The following is a 13,014-nucleotide window of genomic DNA, read 5'->3' as shown; positions in this document are numbered from 1 at the left end:
TAACTTAAGTTTCTTCAGACGCAGCCAGTATCAATCGCTACAATGACAATTCTATGTCTGTGATGTGACACTTAGATGACAATGCGTTATTTATCGCTTTTTTCTGTCACTAATAAACAACTCTCTGAACCTAGAAACAAAAACAGGCCATAATGGCCTGTTTTTATTATTAATTGCGAATATTTCACTTAAGCAATTTACTTCTTACGCTCGATAAGATGTAAAGGAATAACAAAGCTAAACGTACTGCCTTTACCCACTTCACTGCTGATTTTAAGCTCACTGTGATGATGGTTAAGCGCATGCTTTACTATCGCAAGACCTAGACCACTGCCACCGGTTTGCCTTGAGCGCGCACTGTCTACCCGATAGAAACGTTCAGTTAATCGACCTATGTGCTGAGGTGCAATGCCTTCGCCCGTATCCGTTACGCTAAAAATGGCTCCCGTTGCCATACTGCGCCACTGCACTGTGATTTTACCGCCGGGTTCAGTGTAACGAATCGCGTTAGAAATCAAGTTTGAACAAGCACTTCTTAGCTGTAATTCATTACCGTGGGAATCAAGCCCAGGTTCGCAATAGAAGCTCAGCTCGTATCTATCTTGTGCCAGCGCTTTAGCTTCCTCCTTGAGCACTTCCATCAACTGCGTCATGTTCACTGTATGTTCGAGGTTGATATCGGCCGCATCTTCAATCCGCGATAACATCAATAGCTGTTCGACCATAGATTGCATTCGCCGCGTCTGCTGCTGCATTAAGGCCAGCGGTTTGACGTTCATCGAATCGGGCTCGGCCATGCTTTGCATCATTTCGAGATAACCCTGCAACACAGTGAGCGGCGTTTTCAGCTCATGTGACACATTCGCGACAAACTCTTTACGCATGCCCTCGAGCTGACGTATACGGGTGATATCCCGCGCAATTAACAGTAGCTGCCTGTCACCGTAGGCCATGATACGGATCTCAAGCAAACGCCTATCCGATACTGGCGATGGTAACTCCAGCGGCTCTTTGTATTGTGCGGATTTAATATAAGCGGAAAAATCAGGATGGCGGATCAAGTTATCAATACGCTGGCCATTATCCTGCGGCCAAACAAAGCCGAGAATAAGCTGCGCTAACTTGTTGCACCATAAAATATTATGCTCTGAATCGAGCACCACAGCGGCATCGGGTAACGCTTCTGCACCTTGGCGGAATCGCGCCAGCAATGCGGCCAATTGACCGACACGTCGACGATTCTTACCTTGGAGGCGATAAATGCCGTTAAACACCCCTTCCCAACTCCCACTGCCCTGCGGCGGCGTGAGTTTTCTATCGCGCCATAACCAAAAGTTAAGCCGTGATAATTGTCGGTAATGCCAGCAAACCAGCCCTAGCATGCCGAAAAAGAGTATCCAGAGAAGTTTCCCTACCAATAAACCTATTAGCGCGCAAAGCAGTAGATATAAGGCTAAGCGCGTAAACAACCGGTACCCTGAATAAGAGTCAGACATAGATAAACCCAAACATCAGGCTAAATAAGAGGAGCACAAGATAGCCTAAAAGCTAACTTGTGCCTAACACTTATTCGGCACTAAATGCGTGTAGAGAAACGATAACCTGCGCCACGAACCGTTTGGATCAAGCGGTCGTGACCAGACTCTTCAACGGCTTTACGAAGGCGTCTGATATGCACGTCAACGGTTCTGTCTTCAACATACACATTGGTTCCCCACACATTGTCGAGCAGCTGTTCGCGGCTGTAGACACGTTCTGGGTGGGTCATGAAAAAGTGTAATAAACGAAATTCGGTTGGTCCCATATCTAATACAGTATCGCCTACGCTCACCCTGTGGCTCACAGGATCGAGCATTAAGCCCTGCACATCAATGGTTTCTTCTAAACGAGTTGGTGCACTGCGACGCAATACGGCCTTAATACGTGCGACAAGTTCTTTTGGGGAGAAAGGTTTAGTGATGTAATCATCGGCGCCAACTTCGAGACCTTTGACTTTATCTTCCTCTTCACCGCGGGCAGTTAACATGATGATCGGAATTTGACGCGTGAACTCATCTTGCTTCAAGCGTTTCGCCAATTGAATACCACTTCCGCCAGGAAACATCCAATCCAATAAAATCAGATCGGGGTAAGGCTCCTTTAGCAGCGCAATGGCCGAATCAAAATCTTCCGCCGCAGAGGTCGTAAACCCATGCTGTTCCATTACAAAAGTCAGCATCTCGCGGATGGCTAACTCGTCTTCTACTATCAATATCCTTGCAGTCATAAGTGATTTTCTGTCAGTGAATGTCAACACGGCTATTATTAGTCATTTTTATTACAGATTTATGAATTAGCACGCCGTTTGAGCCATATAGTAGTAATATTTGTCATAATAAGTTTATATAACTGTTTGTTTATAGCAATAAAAAAGGAGGCAATATGCCTCCTTAATTGAATCTTAATACTGGATTTAGAATTTGTGTTCTAAGCCAACACCGATATATTTGTCATCATCAGTAGACGCTTCTAACGAACGATTGGTGTAGAAAGCGAAGACTTTAGTGGGTTTAGCCAGTGCATAATCAGCACCTACTGACCATGAATCACCTTTGTCTTCCATGTCTTGATATTGTGCTTTTAAAGTAACAGCATCGATATCATAGGCAGCGCTGAACAGGTAACCGTTAACACTATCAGTCGTTACAGGTAGAGCATTTTTATAAGTCTCTTCCTGTTGTTGGTACATACCACCTAAGGTTAAATCAGCGATTTTACCTTGAACCGATGCACGTAGGATTTCATAACCTTTCACATCTGAGTCATAAGCAATAGCAGCATAGATAGGTGATTTTTTCAGTTTAGCGTCACCGTACATAGCGGCTAAGCTGAAACCGTCTTGACCTTGTTGGTCAGCATCACCTTCAGCAGCATAAGTCGCACCGAATACGAAACCGCTGATTGATGGAGATAAGTAAGTCGCAGTTTGACCTAAACGGTTGTCGCCTTTGAACAGGCTTTTTAAGTCGCCAGATAAATCGTTAAATTGATCAACGTTACCTTGAGAGATTTTTAACAGCGTGTCGTTACGACCAACTGAGAACGAACCGAATGCGCCTTTTAGGCCAACAAATTGGTTACGTGCTTTAAAGTTGTCGCTAGTCGCAGCACCTGTATCAACTTCGTATTCAACTGTGTAGAACGCTTCCAGCGAGCTAGACAGTTCGAAATTACCCTTCACACCAAAACGAGAAGCATTACTTTGAATAGTTGTTGTAGCATCACCTTTCTCATCATTTGATTGAGCAGTGACATTCAACTTACCATAAACAGTCAGTGGCTCAGCGGCATAAGCTGAAGCCAGAGTTGCAGAAGCTAGCGCAGAAGCAAGTAGAGTTTTACAAAAAACGTTCATCATTTAATCCTTTCGACGTTATGTTCGTCTTGGTTATTGGTTTGGAACGACCGAAAGTGTGCAATGAATGTGTTTCAGTTTTATTTCAATTGTGACTGTTTAGTGCGCGAGGTAAAAAAACTGACGCTAAGCTTGGCAATAAACCCAGTAAAAATACGGCCTGCAGCTGAGCCAATTCTTATGTTACAGTTTAATGAATTCTGATCCGCCGCTAGAAATTAGCTATCGAACACAGGTTTACCCCGCCCAAACTATGCCGTAAACTGCCACTTTAATTTTCAATGAGCGCCTCTTATGTGGTTTAAAAATCTTACTCTTTATCGTTTCAATAAACCTTTTGCCGTCGAAACCGAAGCGCTAGAAACTGCGTTGGCCGATTTCACTTTCTCTCCGTGCTCAAGCCAAGATGTCAGTAAATTTGGTTTCTCTAATGCTTTAGGCAAGAAAGGCTGCTCCTTGGTACACAGTGCCGACAATCGCCATCTGATCTGTGTAACTAAAGAAGAGAAAATTCTCCCAGGTCAAGTCATCAAAGAAGCCTTAGAAGAAAAAGTCGCCCTCATTGAAGATGAAGAAAATCGTAAGATGGCGAAAAAAGAAAAAGATGCGCTAAAAGATGAAATCATTACTAGCCTACTGCCACGCGCTTTTTCACGCCGCAGCCAAACCCATGCTTTGATTTTGCCAGAGCTGGAAATGATCCTTGTCGACAGTTCAAGTGCCACTAAAGCCGAAGAGCTGTTAGCTTTATTACGTAAAGCGCTCGGTAGTTTGCCGGTGATCCCATTGAGCTTTAAAGCGCCAGTCGAATCCAATTTAACCGAATGGTTAAAACTTGGCAGTGCGCCATTACCTTTTGAAATGCAAGATGAAGCTGAACTTAAATCCGAAGCAGATGAAGGCGGCATTGTACGTTTCAAGCAACAGGATTTAAAAGAAGACGAAGTCTTAGCTCACCTCGCAACAGGCAAGCAAGTCCACAAGTTAGCACTGCATTTCGGCCAATCGATTGCACTATTATTGCAATCGGATGCCAGCGTAAAACGTCTTAAATTCTCTGAAGAATTTAGAGCGGGTAACGATGAAGTCGGCACTGATGACCCTATGGCACGTTTAGATGCAGACTTCGCCTTAATGGGCAGCGAGTTAGTCGCCTTGATGCATGCACTCGTGGCAGCACTAGGTGGACTCGAAGAAGCACAAGTTTAAGCCTAAGCAAGTTAGGTAAACTAAATCTGCGACTCACTCGCATTCTTCTTGTATGAATGAGTTAAAATACAGAATAACAAAAGGCGCACCTTCTAAATGAGAGTGCGCCTTTTTTGTATCAATCAAACGCCTAAATTTAAGGCATTCGGCCTAATCGCAAGCTGAATGCCATTTGATTTAGTCATTAGCATTAGTCACTAATTTTGGGCACTAGCTTTAGGACTAACATTAGACACTACCTTTAGTCACTCACTTTAATCACTAGATTTAGTCATTGGCTTTAGACACTAGCTCGCCTTTATTATCGAACGGCCAATCAATGCCTAACCAAGCCTTGAAGAAGGCTTTTTGCTGTTTAGTCGCTTTCGCATCGCCCTTAAGCACTAACTTACCGCTTTGCTGTTCACCAAGGGTGAGCTTAACTTGCTTGATTTTATCATTGCTGAATAGTGTCACTTCAATGCTATCGCCAGTCTTAAAGTCATTAATGCGCTTATCAAAACCCGCTGCCGTCACCTTAAGACCATTAATCGCTAATACTTCATCCCCCGCGACGATACCCGCTTGCCACGCAGGGCCATTACGCAGCACTTGGTCTAACACTAAAGAGCCATGGGCGCTGCTTAACGTCATGCCGGCAAATGCCTCGACTTTTGAATCTTTGCCATAGGACATTGCTAACCCAGCCTGCGATAACAACTCAGGGAAATCTAAGCTCATCGGGTTATTCACGTTTGCCTGCCACCAAGGCGCATAATCTTTGCCGGATAAATCCTTAAGGATATGCTGCACATCACTAACCCCATAGCCCTTTGGCACACGGTGATCTTGATATAAACGGCGATGCACATCGCGGTATGAATGCTTTAGCTTAGTATCTTGGAGCAGCGAGAAATCTAGCGCTAAGGAGGTTAAGTAACCCTCAGAGTAGATATTCACACTGTGATTAATCGCATAATCACCGCCCGTGCTGCTCCACTCTCCTGCACTCGCCTCGGCAACAGATTGAGTTTCACGCCCAGGGTTGAGTTGGTTTTTCTCAACGCGTTTAGCTAAGTCTTCGAGGAACTCTTTAGGCGTCATCACCCCAGCACGCAGCAGTAACTGACCTTGGAAATAACTGGTAGAGCCTTCGGCCATCCACAGTAATTCCGTCATGTTTTCATGCTGATAATCATAGGGCACAAGTCCCGCAGGACGATAGGCCTTTACGTTCCAGGTATGGATAAACTCATGGGATGCTGTGCTAATAAAGCGTAGGTAATCCTTGCGCTCACGGAAACTAAAACGCGGCAGTTGGATAACCGTAGAATTTAAATGTTCTGTCGCGCCACTGGCGCCGCTGGTGGCATGCACCATATACACATAACGATCAAAAGGATAATCATCCCAAATCGCCTTTGCTTGACCACTTAATGCCGTTAAATCCTTAACGACTTTATCGGCGTCATAGTTACCTTCACCCCAAAATACTAACTCATAGTTTTTGCCATTAGCACTAAATTGCTTATGAGTACTCACACCGGTTTCGATAGGGGAATCAATTAACACATCGTAATTTTGTGCGATAAAAGAATGCGCTGGCGTGCCAGAAGCCATACCGGAGTAACTTTGCCACGTTTCAGGAACGTTCAATTGAACCGATACAGGCTCAGAGCGAAATTGCGGGCTATACATAAACACGCCGCTGGCATCTAAATACGCGTGGCTCGCATCAATATGGCGAACCCTTTGGCCTAATTCATTAGCATACAACTGATAACTAACCGTCACGCTGGTTGGCTGCGTGAGCGCGACTTGCCATTCACCGCTCGCCGTACGTTTCCATGGGAGTTCATGACCTTGATTGTCTTTAGCGCTAAATAAACGCACACCGTCAGCCAAAGGCAATACTTGATATTTACCCGTACGCCACACTGGCAGATTGACCGTAAAATCGCTGGTCTTCACTTCAGGAAAAGTCACATTCACTTGAGCGATATGATGCTCGGGTTTAACGAGGTCGATTTGATATTTCACCTCGGCCAATACTTGGCCAGAAAATAATGCACTTAATATCAAGATTGATAATCTGTTGGGTTTCACTCTTGCTTCCTTCTGTTATTATGCTTCTTATGATTTTTCCAAGTATAACAAGTCGATGTAGCATCCTCATTAGGCGCTAACAAAAGCTAACAAAATAAGTTCCTTGACTTAAGGAATGAGGAATCACAGTTCAAATGCAAAAACTCACGGTTATTTTATTTACTTTGTTGCTGTCACTACCTTTTAGCGTTCAAAGCCGAGATCTCGAAGCTGATGAGGTGGAGTTAAGAGAATCGCCACAGCAAATGTATGATGTGCTCAACAAATCCATTTCCTTCCCCCTTGCGTTCCAAAACCGTGACCAATTTGAGCGTGCAGCCCAAGAACAAGGCTACAGCCCAATCGAATTTGAACAGATTTTGTATCTGCTGACTCGGCTGAATATGGAGCCGAACGTGAAAACTAAGGTCGGTTTTCAAGACGCAAAAAGCTTGATTGAACTCTTATCTACTGCGGCGCAATCGCCCTACGAACTTGCTATGGTCGCCATGTTGAATGGTCGTTACCTTGGCCGTACCGAACAGAAATATCAAGAAGCGATTGGCCTATATAATGAAGCGCTCACCCGCATTAACGACAGTTATGACATCGAAGCATTGATTCTTAAGCACAATATTCATGAGCACTTAGGCGGCTTACATTTATTGATCCGCCAAGAAGTACCGGCGTTGATGCACTTCCATACATACCGCGACATTGCTTATAAGCTCAGAAACGATTACTTAATCGCGGCGGCTGAAGCAAGACTGGGGTTCTATTACAATTTTAATCAGCAGCTCACCAAATCATTGCAGCATTACAGTGAAGCGATTCGGATCTCCAATCGTTCTAATTACCCGGCGATGAAAACCAATCTGCAATTACAACTTTCTAAGGTATATCGCGATTTAAAGCAGTGGGATGAAGCCCTTAAAAATGCCCACGAAGCCGCTGCCGGTTTTAAAAAAATGGGCAATGACACCTATCTTTCAAGCTGTATGACAGTAATCGCTATGGTGTATGGCGAACAAGGGGATTGGAATAAAGCGATTGATTACTACCTTAATGCCCAGCAATTAGATGCCAAACGCGGTAACTATATTGCCCAAGGCCTTAATTTCCACAATCTTGGGCAAGCCTACTCAAATATTAATGACAATGTTAACGCCCTAAAATATTTACTGATGGCCAATCAAATATTCAAAGAAAAACAAAGCCATCACTATCAGGTTTATAACGAACTCTTAATTGGCGAAATCGCACAAACCAACCAAGATTGGCCGCTAATGATGACCCATGCCGACATCGCATTGGCATTGGCTATCGACTTAAAACTCGTCAATGAACAAAAAGCTGCCCTCACACTGATTGCCTCGGCGTCGCAAAAATTAGGGGAATTAACCAAAACCATCGATGCCCAAACCCGTATCATAGAGCTAGGTAACACCCTTGCAGAGAAAGAGAAAGACTCACCAGTGTCGACCTCAGCCCTTGCGGAGCAACAGCTCAAACTTGAGCTCAACATGGTTCAGGGAAAACTTGCCGAGACAGTGAAGGAAAGCAACAGCACCCACACGCTACTGCTCATCTGCTGCCTGATTGCCGGACTCTTACTTCTGGTGATTGCGTATATGTTGCATCATCGCCGCAAAATCTCGGCAATAAACGCCGCATTAACCCAACTGAGCCTACAGGAGCCCTTCACCCATAACTTAGGCTATGCGGCGCTATTAGCGCACTTAAGCTATAATCAAACTCAAGCGGCGACGACTGCCCTAGGGATTATCGCCTTCCCCGCCCAGCTCACGACCGATCTCGACTATGGCCAATATTTTAGTGATGCAGTAACGGCGCAACTGGCCACTCATCTAACCGATGCGCTCGCAGCACCTGTGTATGTGATACGCCAAGGGGTATTTGCAGTGCGTTTCACCCAGGCCGTTGAGCCAACGCACGTGCTCAGTCAGATACGCCAAAAACTCGACCAACAGCACATCGTCCATTATTTCCGTCTTGGTTTTGCCAACTTGCCACTGTTAGCGAAATCAGAAATCAAAATGGCCGCGAAATTAAAGTTCGAAACCGTGCAGATGGCGCTCGCCTGTGCCCGCAGTTTAGAGGGCAATAACGATTATTTTGTCGCCCTCAGAGCACTCGATTTTGTCCCTCTAAGCTTATTTGCCAATCCGTTATTTTTACACCTTGAAAAAGGCATTGAGCGCGGGTTAATCAGATTAGATACCAATGGAAATAAAGAGGATGTTCGCTGGCCTTGCTGGGAAAATAACCAAGATAGGCAATTACTGGAAAATATTTGATCAATATCAGCAATTAATCACAGAGTCATAGGTAAATCGCATTTGCACTCTACGCCCAGTGTTATAACATTAGTATCATATGAGTTAACAGCTAATCTGGACATTGGATCGTCATGTTTTTTAGCCTTGCAGAGTTAGGACAACACTCAGAATGAAGGATTCGAGCGCTACCGTTTCACAACTTGCCTTGCTGCAACAGAAACTTCATTCGGCCAAACTAGCCCTCGATGAAGTCAATGAAGACAGAAACGCAAAGTTACAGACATTACTGCAATTTATTGGTCACTTAAGCCTCGCCTGTAAAGGGCAAAATCTTGAGCTAGATAATAAACTCGCCAAACTTCGCCATAACTTAAATACGTTTGAGCGAGTCGATGAGGCGTTGCCAGAATTAGTCGATGTCGAGCGCCTGTTAAAAGGCCAATATCACCATGTGATGGTACAACTCGAAGAGAGTCGTGCGGGTTTGTCACAGGTGATCCGTCAGATCCAACGCGTTAACTCTGCACCTGAAAAACTCAAAAAAGAAGTCAATTACTTCAAACAAGATCTGGCTAAACCTTTCCACACAGTTTGGGAATATATTCCTAAAGTTAAGCAAATCATCGGCTTCTACGAAACCATATTACAGCTACAATTTAACGAATCTGAAAAACTCGATGTCTTGCCAAAACACAGGCAGCTAGCCCATGAGCTGGCGCAGATGATTTCGGAAATCGAGTTTCGTAAAGATCAGCGTGACCAAGTCTTAGTGATCAAAGAAGTGCTCTCTTCTGAGATTGAAGTAGACAGCTTGCTCGAAGCCTACCAAACCATTTTAGCGTTATTGCTTGATAACATCGCCCGCGAGAAATCGGCATCGCAAGAGTTTTTGTTTGCTCTAAACGATGCCTTAGCCGCAGTGCGTGAAGTGGTCAGTGAATCTTACAACCACAATCAACGCAGCTTCCAACTCAAGACCCAGTTGAATCGTGAGATCAACACCCGCGTCGATAACGCCGGTGAAATCATTATCGATGTGGAAGATGTCGTCGATCTTAAAGCCCAATTGACTGAGCAACTTAACTCCATTCGTTCGGCATTGGCCCGTAAAGAAGCCTTAGAGCAAAGAGAACAAGCCTTGCTGCGTAAGTCGATGGAGACGATGCGCAAAGAGCTTAATGAATTAAGTAACGAGGCGAACACCTACAAAGAGCGTTTGTTCGAACAGCAAAAACTTAACTTGCTCGACAGCTTAACTCAGTTACCTAACCGTGCCGCATTAGAAGAGCGCATGGATCTTGAATACCGTAACTATCAACGGCATAAATCTCCCCTGTGGGTGGCGGTTGCCGATATCGACCACTTCAAAACTATCAACGACAGCTTTGGTCACAGCACGGGCGACAAAACCCTGCAGGTGATTGCGATGGCCTTGAAAAACTCGCTACGCGATACCGAATTTGTTGCCCGTTATGGTGGCGAAGAATTTGTCCTGCTATTACCCGATGTAGCACCTGCCGATATCGCTCAACTTTTAAACAGAGTGCGCGAGAAAGTAAAAAATATTCCATTTAAATTTAAAAATCAGAGAATTACAGTTACAGTATCTATAGGGGCTGCGCAAGTTATGGGAAGTGAGCTCATACATGAGACCTTCGAACGCGCCGATGCAGCACTCTACAAAGCGAAACACGAAAGCAGAGACAGGGTTGTGATTGACGTATAATTGAGCCCCACTATACGCCTCCTCTAATCACTCCTGTCATGACGAAGGAGTGATAAATGATAGTAAAAGTCAGCCCTAAAGGCAGCATGGATCAGCTTTCGCAACTTGAAGTTGATCGTCTCAAAAAAAGTGCCAAAAGCACGCTATATCAACTGTACCGCAACTGCTCCTTAGCAGTACTTGCCGCGGGTTTAAAAACCGACAACTCTAAAGCCCTATTCGAGCAATACCATGATTTCGACATCCACGTCCTACAACGGGAACGCGGTGTTAAATTAGAACTGGTCAATCCCCCTGAACAAGCCTTTGTCGATGGCCAAATAATCACCGGCATTCAAGAACATTTGTTCTCAGTCTTACGCGACATCCTTTACATCAGCGACAGATACGACTCGCTCAAACACATTAATCTGACCAACGCCCACCATATCACCAATGTGGTGTTTGATATTTTGCGTAACGCGCGGGCGATTGCCCCCATGAAAGACCCGAACGTCGTGGTCTGTTGGGGCGGGCACAGTATTAATGCTATCGAATACCAGTATACCCGCGAGGTAGGCTATCAACTTGGCCTGAGGGAATTGGACATTTGTACTGGCTGTGGTCCTGGCGCGATGGAAGGCCCGATGAAAGGTGCGGCCATAGGTCATGCCAAACAAAGGATTAAAAATGCCCGTTATATTGGTTTGACTGAGCCGAGTATTATTGCCGCCGAGCCACCGAATCAAATCGTCAATGAACTGGTGATCTTACCCGATATTGAAAAACGCCTCGAAGCCTTCGTGCGTTTAGGTCACGGCATTATTATCTTCCCTGGTGGTGCTGGCACGGCGGAAGAGTTGCTCTATATCTTGGGTATCTTACTCAACGAAGAAAACCAAGAAACACCTTTCCCGCTGATCCTCACAGGCCCCACGGAAAGCGCCGATTACTTCATTAAGATTGATGAGTTTATTGCCTCAACCTTGGGCCCAGAAGCTCAGAAGAAGTATCAAATCATCATAGATAATCCCACTGAAGTGGCGCGTATCATGAAGAAAAGCATGGAGCAAGTGAAAGCCTATCGCCGCTCAACGGGTGATGCTTACCAATATCAGTGGGCACTGAAGATTGAATCTGAATTCCAGTTACCTTTTGTCCCGAGCCACGAGGTGATGGCAAACTTGGATTTGCACTTCCAAACCAATAAAGCCGAGCTTGCCGCCAACCTGCGCAAAGCGTTTTCGGGTATAGTGGCGGGTAACGTCAAGTCGGAAACAATCAAGCACATAGAGCGCGATGGTCCCTTCCAATTGAAAGGCGATCCTAAACTCATGGACATGATGGATAAGCTCTTGAGTGCATTTGTGCAACAACAGAGAATGAAGCTTCCCGGAAGCGCTTATATTCCTTGCTACCAAATAGTGAAATAGAGAGCGAAACAACGACACCCCATGAACAAGTTTTTAATCATCGATGGTCTCAACTTGGTTCGCCGCATCTACGCGGCGATCCCCGATGAAACAGATATGCAAAGCCTCACAGAGCGCGTCAGTTCGGCGTGCACTAAACTGCTGCGGGTGCATCGCCCTACCCATGTGGCTATCGTGTGGGACGGTGATGAGATCTCATGGCGTAAACAGCTTTATCCCGATTACAAAAAAGGTCGTAAACCTATGCCAGAACCACTGGCGCAGGGTTTAGTTGCGCTGCAAGACCATTTAACCGCAATGCACATTGGCTCTATTTATGCCGCCGCGGAGGCCGATGATGTGATTGCGACACTGGCGATAAAAACCGCCAAAGCGCAAGGTGAAGCCATAATTGTGTCCACCGACAAAGGTTTTAGTCAGCTTAATCATCGCCAAATCAGTCAATGGGATCACTTTAATCAGCAGTACCTCGATATTGCGGCGTTGGAACAAAAACTTGGTGTTGAGCGCAGCCAATTTCTCGACCTGATGGCATTAGCGGGCGACAGCGGTAATAAAATTCCTGGTATTGCGGGCATAGGCCCTAAGTCGGCCGCCGAGTTATTGAAAACCTTTAGAAGCTTACCGACCTTGTTCTCCTCCTTATCTAACCTAGGCGCTAAGCAAGCGAAGAAGCTCGCCGAAGGCAAAGAGATGGCAAGGCTGAGCTATAAGCTGGCGCAGTTACAAACGGACCTGCCACTCAATATCAACTTGAAAGACTTTCGCGTGATTGACTCCCCACCTGAAAAAACCATCAATCAAGACTAAACTTCTGTTAATAAAAAGTTGCAATTAACGCATTTACCTTAGCGCAACAAAAGCGTATTTTATGGACGTGCTTAAGTGACTCATTTAATGAGGTAAAGG

At 45.2% G+C, this 13,014-nt stretch carries 9 protein-coding genes; 5 read left to right on the top strand and 4 right to left on the bottom strand.

Going from position 1 to position 13,014, the window contains the following annotated elements:
* Positions 1 to 197: 197 nt before the first annotated feature.
* From phoR to AC5YB3_RS18470, 3 genes are all read right to left on the bottom strand, one after another.
* Positions 198 to 1,496, bottom strand: a complete 1,299-nt coding sequence (gene phoR, locus AC5YB3_RS18480) for a phosphate regulon sensor histidine kinase PhoR (protein ID WP_006080905.1) — start codon at positions 1,494 to 1,496, stop codon at positions 198 to 200.
* A gap of 80 nt (positions 1,497 to 1,576) precedes the next feature.
* Positions 1,577 to 2,266, bottom strand: a complete 690-nt coding sequence (phoB, locus tag AC5YB3_RS18475) for a phosphate regulon transcriptional regulator PhoB (RefSeq protein WP_006080904.1) — start codon at positions 2,264 to 2,266, stop codon at positions 1,577 to 1,579.
* A 186-nt stretch (positions 2,267 to 2,452) separates the two neighbouring features.
* Positions 2,453 to 3,397 carry a porin gene (locus AC5YB3_RS18470; protein ID WP_011846292.1) on the bottom strand — a complete coding sequence of 315 codons (945 nt, stop codon included), beginning with the start codon at positions 3,395 to 3,397 and terminating at the stop codon, positions 2,453 to 2,455.
* Positions 3,398 to 3,688: 291 nt separating this feature from the next.
* On the opposite strand from AC5YB3_RS18470, the gene rdgC reads away from it, so the two are divergent.
* On the top strand, positions 3,689 to 4,603 hold the full coding sequence (gene rdgC / locus AC5YB3_RS18465; protein ID WP_494525896.1) for a recombination-associated protein RdgC: 915 nt from the start codon (positions 3,689 to 3,691) through the stop codon (positions 4,601 to 4,603).
* A 267-nt stretch (positions 4,604 to 4,870) separates the two neighbouring features.
* Here the strand turns inward: rdgC and AC5YB3_RS18460 are convergent, their stop codons facing one another.
* Entirely contained in the window at positions 4,871 to 6,688 is a 1,818-nt protein-coding gene (locus AC5YB3_RS18460; RefSeq protein ID WP_494525895.1) for a M61 family metallopeptidase, read from the bottom strand.
* Positions 6,689 to 6,822: 134 nt separating this feature from the next.
* Here AC5YB3_RS18460 and AC5YB3_RS18455 point away from each other — a divergent pair, with 134 nt between their 5' ends.
* The 4 genes from AC5YB3_RS18455 to xni all read left to right on the top strand — a co-directional run bounded on the left by AC5YB3_RS18455 (position 6,823) and on the right by xni (position 12,915).
* A complete protein-coding gene (locus tag AC5YB3_RS18455) occupies positions 6,823 to 8,985 on the top strand; it encodes a tetratricopeptide repeat protein (RefSeq protein WP_311990145.1) in 2,163 nt (720 codons plus the stop codon).
* A gap of 151 nt (positions 8,986 to 9,136) precedes the next feature.
* A complete protein-coding gene (locus AC5YB3_RS18450) occupies positions 9,137 to 10,693 on the top strand; it encodes a GGDEF domain-containing protein (RefSeq protein ID WP_006085162.1) in 1,557 nt (518 codons plus the stop codon).
* Positions 10,694 to 10,749: 56 nt separating this feature from the next.
* Positions 10,750 to 12,105 carry a nucleotide 5'-monophosphate nucleosidase PpnN gene (gene ppnN / locus AC5YB3_RS18445; RefSeq protein WP_006080898.1) on the top strand — a complete coding sequence of 452 codons (1,356 nt, stop codon included), beginning with the start codon at positions 10,750 to 10,752 and terminating at the stop codon, positions 12,103 to 12,105.
* A 21-nt stretch (positions 12,106 to 12,126) separates the two neighbouring features.
* A complete protein-coding gene (gene xni / locus AC5YB3_RS18440) occupies positions 12,127 to 12,915 on the top strand; it encodes a flap endonuclease Xni (protein WP_071939126.1) in 789 nt (262 codons plus the stop codon).
* Positions 12,916 to 13,014 lie beyond the last annotated feature (99 nt).

This window comes from Shewanella sp. 1311, from assembly GCF_059338235.1.
This window is presented reverse-complemented; position numbering and strand designations above follow the sequence as displayed.

Bases quoted from the DNA above. Each gene is read 5' to 3' on its own strand.
- phoR (WP_006080905.1), bottom strand. From the start codon at position 1,496: ATGTCTGACTCTTATTCAGGGTACCGGTTGTTTACGCGCTTAGCCTTA.
- phoB (WP_006080904.1), bottom strand. From the start codon at position 2,266: ATGACTGCAAGGATATTGATAGTAGAAGACGAGTTAGCCATCCGCGAG.
- AC5YB3_RS18470 (WP_011846292.1), bottom strand. From the start codon at position 3,397: ATGATGAACGTTTTTTGTAAAACTCTACTTGCTTCTGCGCTAGCTTCT.
- rdgC (WP_494525896.1), top strand. From the start codon at position 3,689: ATGTGGTTTAAAAATCTTACTCTTTATCGTTTCAATAAACCTTTTGCC.
- AC5YB3_RS18455 (WP_311990145.1), top strand. From the start codon at position 6,823: ATGCAAAAACTCACGGTTATTTTATTTACTTTGTTGCTGTCACTACCT.
- AC5YB3_RS18450 (WP_006085162.1), top strand. From the start codon at position 9,137: ATGAAGGATTCGAGCGCTACCGTTTCACAACTTGCCTTGCTGCAACAG.
- ppnN (WP_006080898.1), top strand. From the start codon at position 10,750: ATGATAGTAAAAGTCAGCCCTAAAGGCAGCATGGATCAGCTTTCGCAA.
- xni (WP_071939126.1), top strand. From the start codon at position 12,127: ATGAACAAGTTTTTAATCATCGATGGTCTCAACTTGGTTCGCCGCATC.